Source organism: Streptomyces sp. NBC_01410, from assembly GCF_045040195.1.
Classification (GTDB): domain Bacteria; phylum Actinomycetota; class Actinomycetes; order Streptomycetales; family Streptomycetaceae; genus Streptomyces.
The window spans coordinates 536,530-554,222 of sequence record NZ_CP109530.1 but is presented as its reverse complement, the minus strand read 5'-3'; the positions used below and the strand labels follow the sequence as shown (position 1 = coordinate 554,222).

The 17,693-nt window shown below is 69.4% G+C and carries 16 protein-coding genes and 1 pseudogene; 11 read left to right on the top strand and 6 right to left on the bottom strand.

Translation table 11 applies throughout. From position 1 onward, the window contains the following. Positions 1–50: 50 nt before the first annotated feature. The 5 genes from OG741_RS02570 (at position 51) to OG741_RS02550 (ending at position 3,827) form a co-directional block, all read left to right on the top strand. Positions 51–716 (top strand): hypothetical protein, encoded by a 666-nt coding sequence (locus OG741_RS02570; protein ID WP_405594653.1) that lies wholly within the window; start codon positions 51–53, stop codon positions 714–716. 112 nt (positions 717–828) lie between these two features. Continuing rightward, on the top strand, positions 829–1,074 hold the full coding sequence (locus OG741_RS02565) for a ferredoxin (protein ID WP_266485841.1): 246 nt from the start codon (positions 829–831) through the stop codon (positions 1,072–1,074). Beyond that, positions 1,064–2,455 carry an NAD(P)/FAD-dependent oxidoreductase gene (locus tag OG741_RS02560; protein ID WP_405594651.1) on the top strand — a complete coding sequence of 464 codons (1,392 nt, stop codon included), beginning with the start codon at positions 1,064–1,066 and terminating at the stop codon, positions 2,453–2,455. The genes OG741_RS02565 and OG741_RS02560 overlap by 11 nt, the downstream gene beginning before the upstream one ends. Then, positions 2,452–2,601: a hypothetical protein gene (locus tag OG741_RS02555; RefSeq protein ID WP_405594649.1), complete on the top strand. Its 150-nt coding sequence runs from the start codon at positions 2,452–2,454 to the stop codon at positions 2,599–2,601. The genes OG741_RS02560 and OG741_RS02555 overlap by 4 nt, the downstream gene beginning before the upstream one ends. Then, the gene (locus tag OG741_RS02550) at positions 2,598–3,827 is read left to right on the top strand and encodes a cytochrome P450 (RefSeq protein WP_405594646.1); all 1,230 of its coding nucleotides are present in this window, start codon (positions 2,598–2,600) and stop codon (positions 3,825–3,827) included. Before OG741_RS02555 ends, OG741_RS02550 begins: the two co-directional genes overlap by 4 nt. Before the next feature lie 83 nt (positions 3,828–3,910). Here the strand turns inward: OG741_RS02550 and OG741_RS02545 are convergent, their stop codons facing one another. Then, complete coding sequence (locus OG741_RS02545) at positions 3,911–5,413, bottom strand: MFS transporter (RefSeq protein ID WP_405594644.1); 1,503 nt, start codon at positions 5,411–5,413, stop codon at positions 3,911–3,913. Positions 5,414–5,550: 137 nt separating this feature from the next. Between OG741_RS02545 and OG741_RS02540 the strand changes: the two genes are divergently transcribed. Beyond that, positions 5,551–5,991 carry a MarR family winged helix-turn-helix transcriptional regulator gene (locus OG741_RS02540; protein ID WP_405594642.1) on the top strand — a complete coding sequence of 147 codons (441 nt, stop codon included), beginning with the start codon at positions 5,551–5,553 and terminating at the stop codon, positions 5,989–5,991. A 42-nt stretch (positions 5,992–6,033) separates the two neighbouring features. Here OG741_RS02540 and OG741_RS02535 read toward each other — a convergent pair whose 3' ends face one another. Further along, positions 6,034–6,642, bottom strand: coding sequence for a hypothetical protein (locus OG741_RS02535; protein ID WP_405594640.1), 609 nt, complete (start codon positions 6,640–6,642; stop codon positions 6,034–6,036). A 387-nt stretch (positions 6,643–7,029) separates the two neighbouring features. Here OG741_RS02535 and OG741_RS02530 point away from each other — a divergent pair, with 387 nt between their 5' ends. From OG741_RS02530 to OG741_RS02515, 4 genes are all read left to right on the top strand, one after another. Further along, on the top strand, positions 7,030–7,869 hold the full coding sequence (locus tag OG741_RS02530) for an SDR family oxidoreductase (RefSeq protein ID WP_405594638.1): 840 nt from the start codon (positions 7,030–7,032) through the stop codon (positions 7,867–7,869). 6 nt (positions 7,870–7,875) lie between these two features. Continuing rightward, a complete protein-coding gene (locus OG741_RS02525) occupies positions 7,876–9,216 on the top strand; it encodes an NAD(P)/FAD-dependent oxidoreductase (protein WP_405594636.1) in 1,341 nt (446 codons plus the stop codon). Between the two features lie 91 nt (positions 9,217–9,307). Then, on the top strand, positions 9,308–10,792 hold the full coding sequence (locus OG741_RS02520) for a cytochrome ubiquinol oxidase subunit I (protein WP_405594634.1): 1,485 nt from the start codon (positions 9,308–9,310) through the stop codon (positions 10,790–10,792). Continuing rightward, the gene (locus OG741_RS02515; RefSeq protein ID WP_405594632.1) at positions 10,789–11,832 is read left to right on the top strand and encodes a cytochrome d ubiquinol oxidase subunit II; all 1,044 of its coding nucleotides are present in this window, start codon (positions 10,789–10,791) and stop codon (positions 11,830–11,832) included. Before OG741_RS02520 ends, OG741_RS02515 begins: the two co-directional genes overlap by 4 nt. A gap of 88 nt (positions 11,833–11,920) precedes the next feature. On the opposite strand, the gene OG741_RS02510 is transcribed toward OG741_RS02515, so the two are convergent. Together OG741_RS02510 and OG741_RS02505 are read right to left on the bottom strand one after the other, a co-directional pair. Then, complete coding sequence (locus OG741_RS02510; RefSeq protein WP_405594629.1) at positions 11,921–13,501, bottom strand: GMC oxidoreductase; 1,581 nt, start codon at positions 13,499–13,501, stop codon at positions 11,921–11,923. Between the two features lie 171 nt (positions 13,502–13,672). Further along, positions 13,673–14,158, bottom strand: coding sequence for a gluconokinase (locus tag OG741_RS02505; RefSeq protein WP_405605357.1), 486 nt, complete (start codon positions 14,156–14,158; stop codon positions 13,673–13,675). Positions 14,159–14,394: 236 nt separating this feature from the next. Between OG741_RS02505 and OG741_RS02500 the strand changes: the two are divergent. Further along, positions 14,395–14,845, top strand: a pseudogene (locus OG741_RS02500) (NAD(P)-dependent oxidoreductase); the annotation flags it as partial. 52 nt (positions 14,846–14,897) lie between these two features. On the opposite strand, the gene OG741_RS02495 reads toward OG741_RS02500, so the two are convergent. Then, positions 14,898–15,830, bottom strand: coding sequence for a cyclase family protein (locus OG741_RS02495; protein ID WP_405594627.1), 933 nt, complete (start codon positions 15,828–15,830; stop codon positions 14,898–14,900). Positions 15,831–15,839: 9 nt separating this feature from the next. After that, complete coding sequence (locus OG741_RS02490; protein ID WP_405594625.1) at positions 15,840–17,654, bottom strand: glycoside hydrolase family 15 protein; 1,815 nt, start codon at positions 17,652–17,654, stop codon at positions 15,840–15,842. Positions 17,655–17,693 lie beyond the last annotated feature (39 nt).

The window sequence follows — 17,693 nt, the reverse complement described above, 5'->3', positions numbered from 1 at the left end:
CCCGGTATCGGGTGTCCCACGGACGCGGAGAGGAAGCGAGCCGGCCGCCCATGGTGAGAAGACATCAGGCGCTGCGTACTCCGCTTGCCGCGGGCCTGGTGGGCATCATCTTCGCTCTGTTGCTCAGCGCCGCCATCATTCTGGTCCGCCTGACGCTGCCCGACCCGGGTGAGGCGAGCGGCGACTGGTTCTCCGATGCCTCGCGGCGGCGCACGGTGCAGACGGCGCTCGGCCTCATCCCGTTCGCGGGCATCTTCTTCCTGTGGTTCATGGGCGCGGTACGCGCGCGAATCGGGGATGCGGAGGACAAGTTCGTCGCCACTGTGTTCCTGGGCAGCGGTCTGCTCTTCGTGGCGACTCTCTTCGGCGCCGCGGCGGCAGCGGGAAGCCTGCTGGCCGCGGCAGGTGCCTCCGGGGCCGGCTCCGGGCAGCAACTGCAGTCGTTCGGCCAGCACTTCACCTACGGCCTTCTGACGACGTATTCGATGCGCATGGCAGCGGTGTTCACGCTGTCGACCTCCTCCATCGGGCACCAGCTCGGAGTCCTTCCCCGATGGCTTTCCATCCTGGGCTATCTCGTCGCCCTGACGCTGCTCTTCGTGACGGACAGCATCGCCTGGTCGGAGCTGGTCTTCCCCCTGTGGGCCCTCGTTGTCAGCCTGCACATCCTCGTGGCCGGACTGCGTCGGCGGTCCGCATCGGCCTCCCCGTCATGACGCGCTGTTCCCGGGCGATGCGGACCCATGACGCTTCTGGCCCGTCTGTGCTCGCGACAACACGACAACACCCGCAAGCTGAGGAACGGAACCACTGGAAGGGCGCACCCTGATGAGGCTTGTCGTCGATCTGAACCGCTGCCAGGGATATGCGCAATGCGCGTTCCTCGCGCCCGATGTCTTCGCCATGCACGGCGACGAGGCACTGCTGTACACCCCGCAGGCCGACGCCGAGCAGCGGGAGCACATGGCGCGTGCCGTTGCCGCGTGCCCCGTCCAGGCCATCCTCGTGGAGGGCCTGGACGAAACGGCCGGTGCTCCCCCCGCGCACGCCGAGGAGGCATCCCGTGGACGGTGACCGCCAGCTGGAATGGCTGAGGCGCGAGGGACGGATCGTGATCGTCGGCGCCTCACTGGCCGGCTTGAGAGCCGCGGAGACGCTGCGGGACGAGGGCTTCGCCGGGTCCCTCACGCTGATCGGGGACGAGCCGTACGAGCCGTACGACCGGCCGCCCCTGTCCAAGCAGGTCCTGCTGGGGAAGGCGGCCGCCGACCGCACCGCGCTTCCCCGGCGACGGGACCCGGACGCGCAGTGGCGCCTCGGGGTCGCGGCCACCGGTCTCGACATGGCGGCGAGGCGTGTGCAACTCGCCGACGGCGACGAGGTCCCGTACGACCGGCTGCTGATCGCGACCGGTGTGCGGTCCCGTCCGTGGCCGAACGAGAGTGAGGCGGAACTCGACGGGGTCTTCGTCCTGCGCACCCGCGACGACGCGGCCCGGCTGCACAGCCGGCTCACGCAGGGTCCAAGCCGGGTGGTCGTGATCGGCGCGGGATTCACCGGCTCGGAGATCGCCTCCGCCTGCCGGGAGCGGGGAGTTGCGGTCACCGTCGCGGAACGCGGCGCCGCGCCCCTGGTCGGTGCCCTCGGCGGCGTGATCGGCGATGTGGCCGCACAGATGCAGCGCGAACACGGCGTGGACCTGCGCTGCGGTGTCATGGTCACCTCGCTGGAGGGTGACTCCGCGGGGCGCGTGCGCTCCGTCCACTTTTCCGATGGCGCCGCGGTCGAGGCGGACATCGTGGTCGTCTCGCTCGGCGCGACCCGCAATACGGAATGGCTGGCCGGATCCGGACTGGGTGCGGGCCCCCGTGGCATCGCGTGCGACGCGGGCTGCCGGGCCTTCGACATCCGGGGCATCGTGACCGACGACGTCTTCGTCGCCGGCGACGTGGCGAGGTCCCCGCACCCGCTGTTCGGGTACCAGTTCCTGTCCCTGGAGCACTGGGGCAACGCCGTCTCGCAGGCCGAGATCGCCGCGCACAACATGGTCAGTGCCGGCGCGGAACGCCGCCCGCACATGTGGGTACCGGCCTTCTGGTCCTCCCAGTTCGGGGTGAACATCAAGTCGGTCGGGGTGCCGTCCATGGGCGAGGAGATCCTTATCAGCCAGGGTGCACTGGCGGAGCGCAAGTTCACGGGAGTGTACGGACACCAGGGACGCGTCATCGGCGCCGTCGCCTTCGACAACTCGCGCTGGCTGCCGTTCTACCAGCGGCTGATCGAGTCGACTGCGCCGTTCCCGCCGCCGTTCCCGACCCTGGACAGGCGTTCCGACGGACAGCGCCCGCTCCCGGCCGACTTCCCCGACCCCTCCGTGCCCACCCACGGTCCGACCGTCACCCTCAGCGGCTACTCGCCCGCCGACCGGCGACTGGTCTTCACCCCCGGCCGATGACGACCGCGAGCCGTCCGGCGACCGCGGGACACCTGACGGCGGCCCCTCCTGTCCGGGTCCGTCCGGGGCCGGACCGCGCCACCACCCGAACCGTCTCCGGCAACGTCTCCACGGCCGACGCCCTCGCCCCCAAGGACCTGTCATGACGTCTCTCCTGCGACAGATCACCGACTATGCCAACCGCGCCAACCCCTACCCCCTCTACGCGGAGCTCCGAAAGACGCCCGTGGCCCACGACGAGGACGGCCCGTACGTCATCAGCACCTACCACGACATCCACAGCCTGCTGCACGATCCGCGGATCAGCTCCGAGGCCCGCAATCTCTCCGCGCCGGTGGCCGACGAGCTTGAGCAGCCGCAGGAGGAGACGAGCCTGCCGCCCGGCTTCCTGCGGCTCGACCCCCCTGAGCACGACCGGCTGCGCCGTATGACCAACCGCCCCTTCGGGCCGCCGCACAGCCCCCGGCGCGTCGAGGGCATGCGCCCGGAACTCGGTGAGATCGTCTCCGGTCTCATCGACGGTCTCGGGAACGGAGGCCGCATCGACCTCGTCGACCAGTTCTCCTACCCCTTCCCCGTGACGGTGATCTGCCGACTGCTCGGGGTGCCCCGTGAGGACGAGCCACGCTTTCACACCTGGGCCGACACCCTCGCCGCCAGCCTGGATCCCGCCCCGAGCGACGACTCCGCCGAGCGGGACCGCATCGCGAAGGAGGCCAGGACGCAACTGGGCATGTACTTGGCCGGGCTGATCGAGGAGCGGCGCAAGGCGCCACGTGACGACATGCTCTCCGCGCTGGTCAACGGCGGTGGTACGGACGGAGCCATGACGACGATGGAGGTGCTCAGCACAGCGGCCCTGCTGCTGATCGCAGGCCATGAGACGACGGTCAACCTGATCACAAACGGGATGCTCACCCTGCTGCGCCACCCCGATGTCCTTCAGCGCCTGCGGGACGAGCCCCGCCTGGCCGTGCCGATCGTGGAGGAGCTGCTGCGTTACGAACCGCCGGTGCAGTTGCTGCCGCAGCGCACACCGATCGCCGACATCGAGGTCCGCGGTGTCACCATCCCCAAGGGATCGTCGTTGTGGCTGGTTCTGGCGTCGGGCAACCGTGACCCGCAACGCTTCGAGGACCCCGATCGCTTCGACCCCGACCGGAAGGACATCCAGCACCTGGGACTCGGCAGCGGTATCCACAGCTGCTTCGGCGCCCCGCTGGCTCGCCTCGAGACCCAGATCGCCCTGTCCGAGCTCGCCCGCAGGCTCGACAGTCCCCGCCTGGTGGAAGATCCTCCGCCCTACCGCCAGAACGCCGTCCTGAGGGGACCCCGCCATCTGACCATCGAGTTCGACGGCCTGCGCGCCTAGTCAACGGGAGTACCGGTCTTGCCGGGGCCGACGGTGAACGGCATCCGCAGCGTGCCCGGGCCCCGGAAGGGCCCGGGCAGGGGTCAGCGGGCGTTGGCCGGCACCTGCGCCTGCTGCGCAGCGGGCGCCTTGCCCGCCTCGACGACCCGGTGGCCCTGCTGTCCGCGCAGGCCGAGCCAGCCGATCAGCGCCACCAGCGCGAAGGCGACGGCCCCGATGCCGAAGGTGAGGGTGAACGCGGATTCGGCGGGCAGCGGCGGCACACCTGCCGGCAGGTGCTCGATGGTCTTGGAGGCCAGGATCGTGGTGACGATGGCGCTGCCGATCGCGCTGCCGGTGGAGCGGGAGATCGAGTTGATGCCGTTGGCGATGCCGCTCTGGTGGTGCGGAACGCTCGCCATGATGACGGCCGGCATGGCGGCGTAGCCGAAGCTGACGGCCGCGCCGACGATGAGGCCGGCGCCGATCACCGAGGCGGTGTGGGCGTGGTCGAGGGCAAGCCAGCCGAAGCCGACGGCTCCGAATGCCGCGGCCATGCCGAGCACGTACCGGGGGCCGCGTTGGCGGACCAGCCGGCCGCCGACGGGCGACGCGAGCAGCGAGACGATCGCGCCGGGCAGCAGGAACTGGACGGACGCGCGCAGGATCGAGGCGTCGAAGCCGAAGCCGGTGAGCGCCTTGGGCAACTGCACGAGGTAGGAGACGCCGAGGAAGTTCGCGAACATGCCGAAGCCGACGAGGATGCCGGCCAGGTTGGCCATGAGGACCGGGCGGTGGACGAACATTCCCATGTCGACGAGCGGCTCGCGCACCTTGCGCTCGACCAGCACCCAGACGGCGGCCATGACGGCCGCGCCGGCGAAGCTGCCCAGCGTACGGCCGGAGGTCCAGCCCCACTCGTGGCCCTGGGAGATCGGCAGCAGGAGCAGCAGCAGGGCGATGCCGAGGGTCAGCGCGCCGAGGAAGTCGGTGCGGCCGCCGGTCTTGTGCCGGGTCGCCGGGACAAGGAAGACGACGGCGAGCAGGGCGAGGACCGCGAAGCCGGTCGCCATCCAGAAGGCGTTGCGGTAGTCGGCGTCGTCGCCGGAGGTGAGCAGACCGGTGGCGACGAGTGCGAGCCCGCTGCCGAACGCCAGCGTGCCGCTGACCAGTGCCATGGCGCCGGGCAGCTTCTGCGGCCGGACCTCTTCGCGCAGGACGGAAAGGGCCAGCGGGAAGATCGCGGTGGCGGCACCCTGGAGCACCCGGCCCAGGATCAGCAGCGGCAGCGAGCTCGCGACCGCGGCGATGACGGAACCCGCGACCATGACGCCCAGGACGGCCACCAGGGTGGGCTTCTTGCCGTGCTGGTCACCGAAGCGGCCGAGCAGCGGGGTGAAGACGGCGGCGGACAGCAGGGTGGCGGTGGTCACCCAGCTGACGCCGGCGGTCGAGGTGCCGAGGTCGTTGCGGATCAGGCCCAGGATCGGGACCGGCAGGGTCTGCATCATCGACACGACCATGGCGGCAAGGCTCAGGGCGAAGACGATGACCGTCTCGTTCCTGGGCCGGGTGTCAGCGACGGGTGTGGGTGCGGCGGTGCTCATGGGGGTCGGGACCTTCTCAATGCTTCAGATCGCAGATGTTTGATGACATCAAGTACTTCGCAAGACGGTAGACCTTGATAGTTAAGGTAGTCAAGTAAATAATTGAGAATATGAAGCATCTTGAGTACGCTTCAACCATGAGCACCACTGCCCCGCAGGCCCCCACCAAGCTCCAGCTCCTGGAGCTGCTCGCCGCCATCGGCACCGCCCAGTGGCGTGATTTCGCGGCCGCCGCCGCCCACCACGGCCTCACCTCCACTCAGGCCAAGGTCCTCGCCCAGCTCCACGGCCCGCTGCCGATGCGCGGCCTCGCCGCCCTGCTCGTGTGCGACGCGTCGAACGTCACGGGGATCGTGGACCGCCTGGAGGCCCGCGAGCTGGTCCGCCGTGAAGCCGACCCCGCGGACCGCCGCGTGAAGAATGTCGTCGCAACCGACGCGGGCCGCGAGATCATCCGCCGCGTACGCGAGGAGATGCAGGAGACGCACGGCGCCCTCGACGCCCTGGACGAAGCCGAGAGCGCGACGCTCTACGCCCTGCTGGAACGCCTGCGACCGCTGATGGAGCAGAACGCCTGACGGCCCGGCCGCCTGGGCGATGTGCTCTTCAACCTGCGACCGCTACCTGGGAGATGTGAGCCAGGGTTCCGAGAGGTCGTAGTAACTGACGTTCTGCATGAGGGACATCATCTGATCGAATTCTTCCCTCATCTCGGCCGGTGGTTCCTTCTGCTCCCCCTCGCGAGCGGCCTTCTCCGAGGTGAAGTAGACCGCCTCGGTGAATCCACCGTCGCCGTGCAGCCCTACGGTGCCGCCGATCAGGTCCGGCCGGAATGCGGCAAGACGTTCGTCGTCGGTCGCGTCGTACATCTCACGGAAGCGGGCGGGATCGGAGACCCGCCCCTGGATGATCTGGACGAAGCCCGCGTCGTCCGAGCCGCCCCGCAGGTACGACAGGACTTCACGGCAGTTGTGGAACGTAACCTCGCCGGTGAAGAGCTTCGAGGTCTCCGACCACCACGCGCTTTGCTCCGGCCGGTCGCTGTTGCGCTGCGCCGCTTCCGCCGACTCGAAGCGGACCACTCCCACGAATGTGCCGTCACCGGTCACACCCCCTGTGGAGCCGAGCCAGCCGGTGGCGCCCGCAGCAATGTCCGCCTGCCACCGGTCGAGCCGGGCCCGTAGTGCCGCGGCGTCGCTGACGTTGCCCTGGATGACCTGGATGAACATGAGCACCCCTCGTACAGATCGCCAAGCCGATGGAGCCACTGGCTCCTGTATACGACGCTAGGGTGATCCGCCCGGTCCGGCGAGCCGTGAGGTGAGCACCGGGCCGATCAGCTGTTGCGTCCGCGGTCGGCCCTCGCTCTGTTCTTCCCGTACTGACTCTCGGGGCCCCGTAGCCCGACCGTGTGACATGCCCCGCCGAAATACGGCCGCGTGGCGCGCCGGTCCCTCCCGCTCACGACGCAGGGTGTTTTCGTCTGTGCGCAGGCCGGCGACTGCTCCTGCGGGCCCCTCCTGGCGGACAGTCCGAGGCCCAACCCCCTCATGCATCGCCCGTCGGCGTTCTTCACGTGGGCGGGCGGGCCGTTCGAAAACGCCTAAGGAGAGCTCGTGGCAACTGGAGTCGACGAGAGCCGCGGAACCACATCCGCGCAGCTGCTCAGGGGCCAGAAGGCGCTGGTGACCGGCGCCAACTCGGGTATCGGCCTGGCGACTGCCGTTGCCCTGGGCCGGGCCGGAGCGGACGTCGTGGTGAACTACGTCGTCGGCGCGGACGAGGCCGAGAAGGTCGTGGCGCAGATCAAGGACTTCGGCGTGCGGGCCTACGCCCATGAGGCCGATGTGTCCGACGAGGGCCAAGTGGTTGACATGGTCGCCCGGATGGTCGAGGAGTTCGGAACCATCGACATCATGGTGGCCAACGCGGGCCTCCAGCGGGACTCGGCCCTGACGGAGATGACACTCGCCCAGTGGCAGAAGGTCATCGATGTCAACCTGACCGGCCAGTTCCTCTGTGCCCGGGAAGCCGCCAAGGAGTTCATGCGGCGCGGCGTGGTGAAGGAGGTGTCCCGGTCGGCCGGGAAGATCATCTGCATGAGCTCGGTCCACCAGATCGTCCCGTGGGCTGGGCATGTGAACTACGCCTCCTCCAAGGGCGGTGTGGGCATGCTGATGCAGACTCTCGCCCAGGAGCTGGCCCCCCACCGGATCAGGGTCAACGCGGTTGCACCTGGCGCGATCCGCACGCCGATCAATCGCGACGCCTGGTCGACCCCCGAGGCTGAGGCAGACCTCCTGCGGCTGATTCCGTACCGCCGCGTCGGTGACCCGGACGACATCGCCAACGCCGTCGTCGCCGTTTCCTCGGACCTGCTCGACTACGTCGTCGGCGCCACGCTCTACGTCGACGGTGGGATGACGCTCTTCCCCGGCTTCGCCACCGGAGGCTGATCCCCTGTGCAAGACCATGTGACGCCCCGCCGGGTGGTGATCCTCGGCGGGGGGTTCGCCGGGTTGTTCGCCGCTCGCGCGCTGCGGCGGTCACCGGTCGCGGTGACCGTGGTCGACCGCCGCGCCCACCACCTCTTCCAGCCGCTGCTGTACCAGTGTGCCGCCGGGATTCTGTCCGAAGGCCAGATCGCTCAACCGCTGCGTGCGGTCCTTCGGCGCCACCACAACGTGAGCTGCCTTCTCGCCGAGGCCACGGATGTGGATGCCAAGGCCCGGCTGGTCCACGCGAGTCGGCCCGACGGCGGGGCCGTTACCCTCCCGTACGACGATCTGATTGTCGCGGTCGGCATGCGCCAGTCCTACTTCGGGCACGACGAGTTCGCCGAGTACGCGCCCGGCATGAAGACCCTGGACGACGCACTGGGCATCCGCCGACGGCTCTATCAGGCGTTCGAGATGGCCGAAACGGCCGCGGACGCCAAGGAGCGGCAGCAGTGGCTCACCTTCGCGCTCGTCGGTGGCGGGCCGACCGGTGTCGAGCTCGCCGGACAGATCCGGGAGATCGCGGGCCATACGCTCGACCGGGAGTTCCATGCGATCGACTCGGCCCAGGCCCGGGTGATGGTCTTCGAGGGGGCCGACGAGGTGCTGGGCGCGTTCGGTCATCCTCTGGCCCGACGTGCCGCCCGAACCCTGCAGGGCCTCGGTGTCGAGCTTCACCTGGGCACGAAGGTGACCGACGTCGACGCGCACGGCCTGACGGTACAAGATCGTGACGGTGCGACGACCCGGTTCGACGCACGCACCGTGCTGTGGACGGCGGGGGTCGAGGCGCCGCCCATCGCCGCCGCGCTGGCCCGGGCAACCGGCGCCCAACAGGACCGGGCTGGACGCATTGCCGTCGAAGCCGACCTCACCATCGCCGGTCATCCGGAGATCCGTGTGACAGGCGACGTGATGAGCCTGAACCGGCTGCCGGGGCTGGCCGAGGTCGCCATGCAGTCGGGCGCATACGCGGGCCGGATGGTGCGTCACGCAGTTGAGGGCAGGACGAAGGAGCCGAAGCCCTTCAAGTACTGGGACTTCGGCAGTGCCGCCTACATCGCCCGTGGCCGGGCCGTCGTCAAGGCGGGGCCCTTGCACCTGTCGGGCTTCACCGGCTGGCTGGTCTGGCTCTTCATCCATCTGGCCTTCCTCACCGGATTCCGCAGCAGGCTGGGAGCGGTGCTCAGCTGGTCCGTCGCCTTCCTCACCAGCTCGCGACGCGAGCGCGCCTTCACCATGCCCGACGCCGATGCGCCGGCCGGCCAGGCGCCCGCGCCGAAGGCGCCTTCGCCGCCGCTCTGACGACGGCCCGGCGCCATTCGCGGCCGCCACCCCTCTGCATCCTGTCCCTCCTCAGCCCCCGCCGTCCGCGGGGCCGACCCTTGAGGCACACATGCTCAGCACAGCGATCGATCTGGCGGCCACGCCGCCCCAACTGCTGCCGGCTCGTGAGCTGATGGCCTTCACTCTGGCTTCGCACATCCTGCTGGTCCCGTTCGGAGTGGCGCTGCCGCTCATCACGCTGCTGATGCATCACCGGGCGCTTCGCCGCAACGATCCCGTCGCCCTCAAGCTCGCCCGGCGCTGGTCGGCGGTGATGGCCGTCCAGTTCGCCATCGGCGTCGTCACCGGCACGGTGCTGTCGTTCGAGCTCGGCCTGTTGTGGCCCGGCATGATGGGGCGCTGGGGCGACGTGTTCGGGCTCGGCTTCGGCATCGAGGCCTGGGCGTTCTTCCTGGAAGCCGTCCTGATCGCGATCTACCTCTACGGCTGGCGCCGGCTGAAGCCCTGGACCCACTTCTGGCTGGGCGTACCGCTGCCGCTGGCCGCCCTGATGGGGGCGTTCGGCATCATCGCCGCCAACGCGTGGATGAACACCCCGCAGGGGTTCAGCCTCGATGCCCAGGGCAAGCCCGTCGATGTCGACGTGCAGCAGGCGATCTTCACACCGATGTTCGGTCCGGAGTACTGGCACTTCGTCGTCGCGATGCTCATGACCGCCGGATATGTGGTCGCCGGGGTGTACGCGGTGGGCTGGCTGCGTGGGCGCCGAGACCGCTACCACCGCCTCGGGTTCACGGTGCCGTTCACGGTGGCCGCGATCCTGACACCGATCCAGTTCATGATCGGCGACTCCGCCGCGCGCGCCGTCTTCCACAAGCAGCCGGTCAAGTTCGCCGCCATGGAGATCGTCTGGAAGACCGACACCCACGTGCCGGAGTACATGTTCGGACGGCTGAACAGCGACGGGACAATCTCCGGAGGGCTCAAGATCCCCCAACTGGACTCGATCCTCGCCGGCTTCAAGCCCAGCACCCAGGTGACCGGGCTGACCTCGGTGCCTGCCGCCGACCGCCCCACCGCGGTCCAGGCCACCATCGCGCACTGGGCCTTCGACATCATGGTCACTGTCGGCAGTCTGCTGATCCTGCTGGCGCTCTGGTACGCCTGGTGCTGGCTGCGGCACCGGGACCTTCCTCGCAGCCGCTGGTTCTTCCGCTGCGCCGCCATCGCGGGAGCCGCGTGCCTGGTCACCGTGGAATGCGGCTGGATCACCACGGAAGTCGGCCGCCAGCCCTGGATCGTGTACAACCAGATGCGGGTCTCAGAGGCAGTGACCGACACCCGCGCCGAATCGCTGTGGGCGATGCTCGGCATCGTCATCGTCGTGTACGGGGTCGTGCTGGGCGCGTTCCTCGCGGTCATCCTGAAGTTGCGCACCCGCTGGCGAATCGCCGACGAGGGCTTGGCAGCCGAGCGCGCCGTCCTGCCTCCGGAGGCCGACACCCCGTACGGGCCCAGAAGCGAGCCGGAGCCCGCAGCTGCCGGGACCGCGCCCCGTGACGGCTCCGACCGAACCCCTGGTGGTGCATCATGATGGCGGATTTCATTGCGTGGGTGATGGTGCTCGCCATCGCCGCGTATGCCTGCGGCGGGGGCACCGACTACGGGGCAGGGTTCTGGGACCTCATGGCCGGGGGCGCGGAGCGCGGCAAGCGGCCCCGCTGGCTTGTCGATCACGCGATGGCGCCGGTCTGGGAGGTCAACAACGTCTGGTTGATCTTCGTCTTCATCGTCATGTGGACCGGCTTCCCGACGATGTTCCAGGCCGTCTTCGAGGCAATGTGGCTGCCGCTCGCGCTCGCGGCGGTGGGCCTGGTGCTCCGCGGCGCCGGGTTCGCCCTGCGCAAGCCGTCCCGCCGACTGGCTCAACGGCGGATCTACGGCGCGGCGTTCGCCATTTCTTCGCTGCTCACGCCCTTCTTCCTGGGGGCGGTGCTCGGCGGCATCGCTGCCGGTCAAGTCGCGGTCGGGACCCCCGCATCCGCGGACGCCTGGAGCAACCCGACCTCGGTCCTCACCGGTCTGCTGACCATCGCCGCCACCGCGTTCCTCGGGGCGGTGTTCCTGTGCGCCGATGCCCGACGGTTCGGTGCGGAAGACCTCGTGGGCTACTTCCGTCTGCGGGCGCTGCTCGCTTTCGCCGTGATCGTGGTCCTGGCGCTCATCGCGCTGCCCGTCACCCATGACGATGCCCGGCACGTCTGGGAGGGTCTCACCGGCGGTCTGGGGCTGCTGATGGTTGTCCTGGCGGCGGTGTGCGGTCTGGCCACGGTGCTGCTTCTGGTACGCGGGTCCTACGGCTGGACGCGCTACACCTCGGTGGCGAGCGTGGCCCTCACTGTCGGCGCTTGGGGCTTCGCGCAGCGGCCCTACCTTCTGCCCACCTCGCTGACGGTGGCGGATGCGGCCGGCGCCCCTCATACCCTGCGTTGGCTGGCGATCGTCACCGGCATCGCGATCGTGCTGGTCGGCCCGGCTCTGGTGCTGCTCTACCGGCTCGACACGCAGGGTGAGTTGGAGCCGCTGACCGACGCCGACACCGCGGCTGCAAGAGCGCCGGGGGACAACCTCTAGCGGAGCTGGGCAGGTTCCCTCAGCGGCGGAGCCGACGGCCGGTGGCGTGTCCACCTGCCGCCGGCTCCGTCGCTGCGTACGACACCCGTCAGCGCAGCCGGGCGGCGATGTGGTCGCCGACTCGCAGGGCGTTGGCGATCGCGGTCAGCGACGGGTTCACCGCGCCGATGCTCGGGAAGAAGCTCGTGTCCACGACGTAGAGGTTGTCGAGGTCGTGGGCCTTGCAGTCGACATCCAGGGCCGAGCTGCGGGGGTCGGTGCCGAACCGGACGGTGCCTGCCTGGTGGGCGGTGGCCCCGATCGGCATGCCCTTGTGGAGGTAGATGCTGTGCGACAGCAGGTGGTGCTCGTGCATGCCCAGGTGCCCGAGCATCCCCTGGAGCTTGTGCTGGAGGCGCTTGAGCCCGGCGACGTTGTTCTTCTCGTCGAGGGCCAGGTGGATGTCGCCGTTCTTGTCGAGGGTGACGCGGCTCTCGGGCAGCGGGAGGTCCTCTCCGCAGAGCCAGAAGTCGACGGCGTGGTGCGCGAGCATCTCGAACGGCATGTCCGGTGAGACCGCGCCGGCCCAGCGCGGCGCCTCGCCGTGGATCTGATCGGCGTCCGACTTGCCCAGCATCTGGATGCCGCCGAGCGGGAAGTCCCAGTCGTCGGCTCCCAGGTACCAGTCGTGCAGTGCCAGTGTCTTCTGGAACTTGGTGGGGTTCGGTTCCTTCGACACCGCCATCAGCGCCAGGTTGTTGTGCCGCATGTAGTGGCGTCCCACCACGTCCGAGCTGTTGGCCAGGCCGTCCGGGTGTTTGTCGTTCGCCGAACGGAGCAACAGAGCAGCGGAGTTGACCGCGCCGCAGGCGACCACGACGATGTCGGCGCTGAATTCCCGCGTCGATTCGTCCTCGAACTCGGCAACGACACCGGTGACGGTCCGTCCGGTCGGGTCGGTCTGAAGCCGCCGGACATGGGCGCCCGTCACCATCGTGACGTTGTCGTGCTTCAGCGCCGGGTCGACGCAGATCACCTGGGCGTCGGACTTGGCGCCCATCAGGCAGGGGAAGCCGTCCACCCGGTCGCAGCGGATGCAGACGCTGCTGTGGGTTGCTCTGCCGTGTTCGTCCTGGGTCAGGTTCACGCCGATGGGCAGATGGAAGGGGTGGAGTCCCTTCTTCTCCATGTCGTCGCTGAGCTGCTGGATACGCGGCTCGTGTTCGACAGGGGGGTGGGGGTACTCGCCGCTGGCCGGGCCCTCCGTCGGATCCTCGCCGTGCCGCCCGTGTACGAGGTAGAGCTGCTCCGCCTGCGTGTAGTACGGCTCCAGGTCCTCGTAGCGAATCGGCCAGGCCGGAGAGATGCCGTCGTGGTGGCGCAGCTCGCCGAAGTCCTCGGGCCGGAGCCGGAAGAGCGCCGCGCCGTAGAACTTGGTGTTGCCCCCGACGTAGTAGTTGACCTCCGGGGGGAACTGGTTGCCGTGCTTGTCGTACCAGAACTCGGGGGCACGGTATTTCCCCTTGACGAACACGGCCGTGGAGTCCCAGTTGTCCCGCTCGCGGGGCAGGTAGTCGCCGCGCTCCAGGATGAGGATCCGCTTGCCAGTGGGGGCCAGCCGGTGGGCGAGTGTGCCGCCGCCCGCTCCCGTACCGATGATGATGACGTCGTAGTGCTGATCGTCGGTCATGTCGGGTCCCGTTCTAGGAGTCGATGGCTGTCCTCGCCGTGGTGCTCGCCCGCAGGGCAGGTGGTGTGCGGGTCAAAATGCACCTGCATACGTGGGACATTCAGTGCCGAATCCGAAGCTATCGGGCGGCCTTGGTGGGGGCGACCGGATGAGTGCTGAAGAGGTGCCTGTTCACCCGATCGCCCGTACCGCGCTCGACGCCTGGTCGACGATGCTCTGCGGGTCGGCTGCCGCGTCGACGGTCACGCCACGCTCGTCGGGCCGCAGCGGTTCGAGTGCGGCGTACTGGGAGTCCACCAGCCGGGCGGGCATGAAATGGCCTCTGCGTCCGGCGACCCGCCGTTCGGCGGAGGCCCGGTCGAGCGCAAGGTGCAGGAACAGGACGCCTGCGCCCGCCCGGCGGAACAGGTCCCGGTATTCGTACCTGAGAGCCGAGCAGGCCATCACCCCGCCCCGGCCGGAGGCGGTCGCCTCCCGGATCCAGTCGGTGAGGGACAGCAGCCACGGCTTGCGGTCCTCGTCGTCGAGCGGTCGGCCGGCGGCCATCTTGGCGCGGTTCGCGGCCGGGTGGAAGTCGTCAGCCTCTACGAAGGGCACCGCGAGCCGGTCCGCGAGCAGCCGGCCCACCGTGGACTTCCCCGAACCCGACACACCCATGACCACCACGACCGGTGGCACCCGAGACGCTGCTCCCACGGAGGTTCTCCCAGCCTCGTCCGTCCGACTCGGGCCGACGGTAGGACAGGGCCCCGCCCGCTGAGCTGCCCGACCGGCCGACAGACTCTACATTCAGCCCATGAGCCCCATGGACCGTCTGACCGGTCGGAGCGACGCGAGGTTTCTGCTCCCGTACCCGCCGTCGCAGATCGGGGGCCTGCCCGAGGGCCTGCGAGATCCTGCGAGTGGCCCGGACCGCCCGAGCTGCCCCGGCGGTCCTGTGCACCCCATCACCGAACTGCCCGAACTGCTGCCCCGCGCCGACGTAGTGATCCTGACCGTCCCGCTCACCCCGCACACCCGCGGCATGGTCGACGCGGACTTCCTCGCACGGATGCCGGACCGGAAGCTGCTGGTGAATGTGTCCCGGGGCCCCGTGGTGGACACCGGCGCGCTGCTCGCCGAGCTCGGCGCCGGACGGCTGGGCGCGGCCCTCGATGTCACCGACCCCGAGCTGCTCCCCGCCGGGCATCCGCCCTGGTACGCCCCAACACCCTGATCACCCCCCACGTCGCTGGCACCACCTCGGCCTTCCTGCCCCGCGCTTTGCGCCTGGTCCGGGCCCAGTTGCTGCGCTACCTGGAGGGCGAGCCGCTGGAGAACATCGTGCTGCCGCCCACCCCCTGACGGAGGACCGGCGCCGAGCTCTGCGGGTCGGCCTGCCCAGTCGGGGACGGGCTCAGAACACTGCGATCGGGTTGACCGGTGAGCCGGTGGCGTCCGGCAGCCTCAGCGGGGCGATGACGCACAGGAACGACCAGCGCCCTTCCGCCTCGCAGACAGCCGCAAGGTCCTCGAACTGCAGGTAGTCCAGCAGGTGGAGGCCCATGGCGTGGACTGCGAGCACATGCACGGGGAAATCGACGCCCTCGGTGGAGCTCGGGGCAGTGTCGTTGTTCCCGTCGCCGCCGAGCACCGCGACCCGCCGGTCCGCCAGAAACTCCAGCGCGGAGGGATGGAGCCCGGCGCGCATGTCTGCCGAGTGCCACGCTCCCAGCTCGTTGCGGCGGCGGCGGTGCCCGACCCGGACGAAGAGGAGATCGCCGTCGGACACCCGGACGTGCTGGGCGCTCTCGGCCGCGGTGAGGTCGTCGAGCATCACGTGATCGCCTGGTTCGAGCCACGGCACACCGCGCAGCCGCGGAATGTCCAGCAGCACGCCGCGTCCGACGATTCCGTCGCGAGCCGCCTCGACGGACAGGGCTGTCGCCCCGGCCGGCGTGACGGTGCTCGCGTCCACGCCACCGTGCAGTGTGCCGTCGTAGATCACGTGACACAGGGCGTCGAGATGGCTGTCGGCGTCCCCGTGAACGTTCATCGTGAAGCGGTCCCTGGCGAACTGGAGCCCGCTCGAGTCAATCCCGCCCCGTACCGCGCCCGTCATGACGTGCCCGGTCGGCTCGGGATTGTCGGGCCCCGGCTCCGTCTCGATCTGCGCCGCCATCGTCACCGTGCGGCCCGACCTCACCTCGGCTGCGGCCACCACCACATGACGCGGCGTGATGTCGTCCAGGGCACCGCGGTGGGAGGCACGGGCCTTGCGGCTGACGCGTGCGTAGAGCTCGGCGAATTCGCCGGCGCTGAGCCGCGGCAATCCCGCCGGGGTGGCCATGACCCGCGCTCACTTGCCTTCCCGGTCGAGCGCTTCGTCCAGGGTGACGGCAGCCATGATCAGCGACAGATGGGTGAACGCCTGGGGGAAGTTGCCCAGTTGCTCCCCGCTCGGACCCACCTCTTCGGCGAAGAGACCGACGTGGTTGGCGTAGGTCTGCATCTTCTCGAAGGTGTACCGGGCCAGGGGCAGCCGTCCGGCTCGGGACAGCGCGTCCACGTAGAGGAACGTGCACAGGCTGAAGGTGCCCTCAGAGCCGCGCAGGCCGTCCGGTGATGCCGACGGGTCGTAGCGGTAGACGAGACTGTCGGAGACGAGCTTGCGGTCCATCGCGTCGAGCGTGGACAGCCAGGCGGGGTCCTTGGGCGCGAGGAACTTGACCCTCGGCATGACCAGGAGGGAGGCGTCGAGGACGTCTCCGTCGTAGTGCTGGACGAAGGCGCGCTCCCGCTCGCTCCATCCGCGTTGCATCACCTGCTCAAAGACGGCGTCCCTCGCCTTGCGCCATTTTTCCAGATCGGCGGGTCTGCGGAAGCGGTCCGCCAGCCGCAGCCCCTGGTCGAAGGCCACCCAGGACATGACCCGGCTGTAGGTGAAGTCCTTCCTGCCCCCGCGGGTCTCCCAGATGCCCTCGTCCGGCCGGTCCCACGCGTCGGCGAACCAGTCCAGCGTCCTGGCCAGCGTCTTCCATCCCTCGTACGTGGCCTGCTGGGCGAGCTCAAGGCCCTGGGACACCGCGTAAAGAGCCTCACCGTAGATGTCGAGCTGGAGCTGGTCCGCGGCACCGTTGCCGATCCGGACCGGGGACGAGCCGCGGTAGCCCTCGAAGTGATCGAGGGTCTCCTCCGGCAGGTCGGGGTTGCCGTCGACCCGGTACATCGTCTGGAGCGGCTCACCGTCCTTGCCCTCGCGTTCACGCAGACGGGCCACCAGCCAGTGGACGAAAGCGGTGGCTTCCTCGGCGAAACCGAGGTCCAGCAGGGTCCGCACGGACAGAGCGCCGTCGCGTACCCAGGTGAACCGGTAGTCCCAGTTGCGCTCCCCGCCGACCTGCTCGGGCAGCCCCGTGGTGGCCGCGGCAACCATGGCGCCGGTGGGGGCGTAGGTGAGAAGTTTCAGGGTGATCACCGAGCGGTGCACCAGCTCGGGCCAGCGGCCCCGGTAGCGGGACTTGCTCAGCCAGGTGTGCCAGAAGTCGACGACCTCCCAGAACTGCTTGGTCACCCGTTCGACCGTCGGGGGTTCCGGTGTGGCGCCCGGGGCGCACACCGTGAAGACAGCGCCGCCGAACTCTCCCGCGCTCAGTCTCAACCTGCCGCGTACGTCTTGGCCGTTCCTCTCCAGCGGGAAGGTGCCCTGAAGGTGTGCCTCTATTCCCGGAGCCCGGAAAACGGCGGCGTTGTTGTCGAGTTCGAGCTCGTGCTCGGCGCGGCCGTAGTCGAAGCGCGGCCGGCAGTCGAGCGCGAAGTCCACGGTCCCCCGCACGACGCGCACCCCCCGGATCAGGGTGTGCCGGTCGCTGGCGATGCCGGTCCGGTCCGGGGGCATGAAGTCGATCACCTCGCCCACACCGTCGGGCGACATGAAGCGGGTCACCAGGACGGCCGTGTCGGGGTAGTAGAGCTGCTTGCAGGTCCCGTCCGGATGCTCGGGGGCCAGCTGGAAGTATCCGCCGCGGTCGTGGTCGAGCAGTGCGGCGAAGATGCTGGGGGAGTCGAACCGGGGAGCGGCGAACCAGTCGACGACGCCCTGCGACGAGACGAGGGCAGCGGTCTGCAGGTCGCCCACCAGGCCGTGCTCGGCGATGGGAGGGTAGCGGTCCATGGCCACTCCGGGGGCTCGGAGATGCTCCTGAGATCCACC

Excerpts from the sequence above, each read along its gene's own strand:
- OG741_RS02555 (WP_405594649.1), top strand. The coding sequence starts at position 2,452 with ATGACGACCGCGAGCCGTCCGGCGACCGCGGGACACCTGACGGCGGCC.
- OG741_RS02565 (WP_266485841.1), top strand. The coding sequence starts at position 829 with ATGAGGCTTGTCGTCGATCTGAACCGCTGCCAGGGATATGCGCAATGC.
- OG741_RS02515 (WP_405594632.1), top strand. The coding sequence starts at position 10,789 with ATGATGGCGGATTTCATTGCGTGGGTGATGGTGCTCGCCATCGCCGCG.
- OG741_RS02550 (WP_405594646.1), top strand. The coding sequence starts at position 2,598 with ATGACGTCTCTCCTGCGACAGATCACCGACTATGCCAACCGCGCCAAC.
- OG741_RS02545 (WP_405594644.1), bottom strand. The coding sequence starts at position 5,413 with ATGAGCACCGCCGCACCCACACCCGTCGCTGACACCCGGCCCAGGAAC.
- OG741_RS02540 (WP_405594642.1), top strand. The coding sequence starts at position 5,551 with ATGAGCACCACTGCCCCGCAGGCCCCCACCAAGCTCCAGCTCCTGGAG.
- OG741_RS02495 (WP_405594627.1), bottom strand. The coding sequence starts at position 15,830 with ATGGCCACCCCGGCGGGATTGCCGCGGCTCAGCGCCGGCGAATTCGCC.
- OG741_RS02570 (WP_405594653.1), top strand. The coding sequence starts at position 51 with ATGGTGAGAAGACATCAGGCGCTGCGTACTCCGCTTGCCGCGGGCCTG.
- OG741_RS02490 (WP_405594625.1), bottom strand. The coding sequence starts at position 17,654 with ATGGACCGCTACCCTCCCATCGCCGAGCACGGCCTGGTGGGCGACCTG.
- OG741_RS02535 (WP_405594640.1), bottom strand. The coding sequence starts at position 6,642 with ATGTTCATCCAGGTCATCCAGGGCAACGTCAGCGACGCCGCGGCACTA.
- OG741_RS02510 (WP_405594629.1), bottom strand. The coding sequence starts at position 13,501 with ATGACCGACGATCAGCACTACGACGTCATCATCATCGGTACGGGAGCG.
- OG741_RS02520 (WP_405594634.1), top strand. The coding sequence starts at position 9,308 with ATGCTCAGCACAGCGATCGATCTGGCGGCCACGCCGCCCCAACTGCTG.
- OG741_RS02505 (WP_405605357.1), bottom strand. The coding sequence starts at position 14,158 with ATGGGTGTGTCGGGTTCGGGGAAGTCCACGGTGGGCCGGCTGCTCGCG.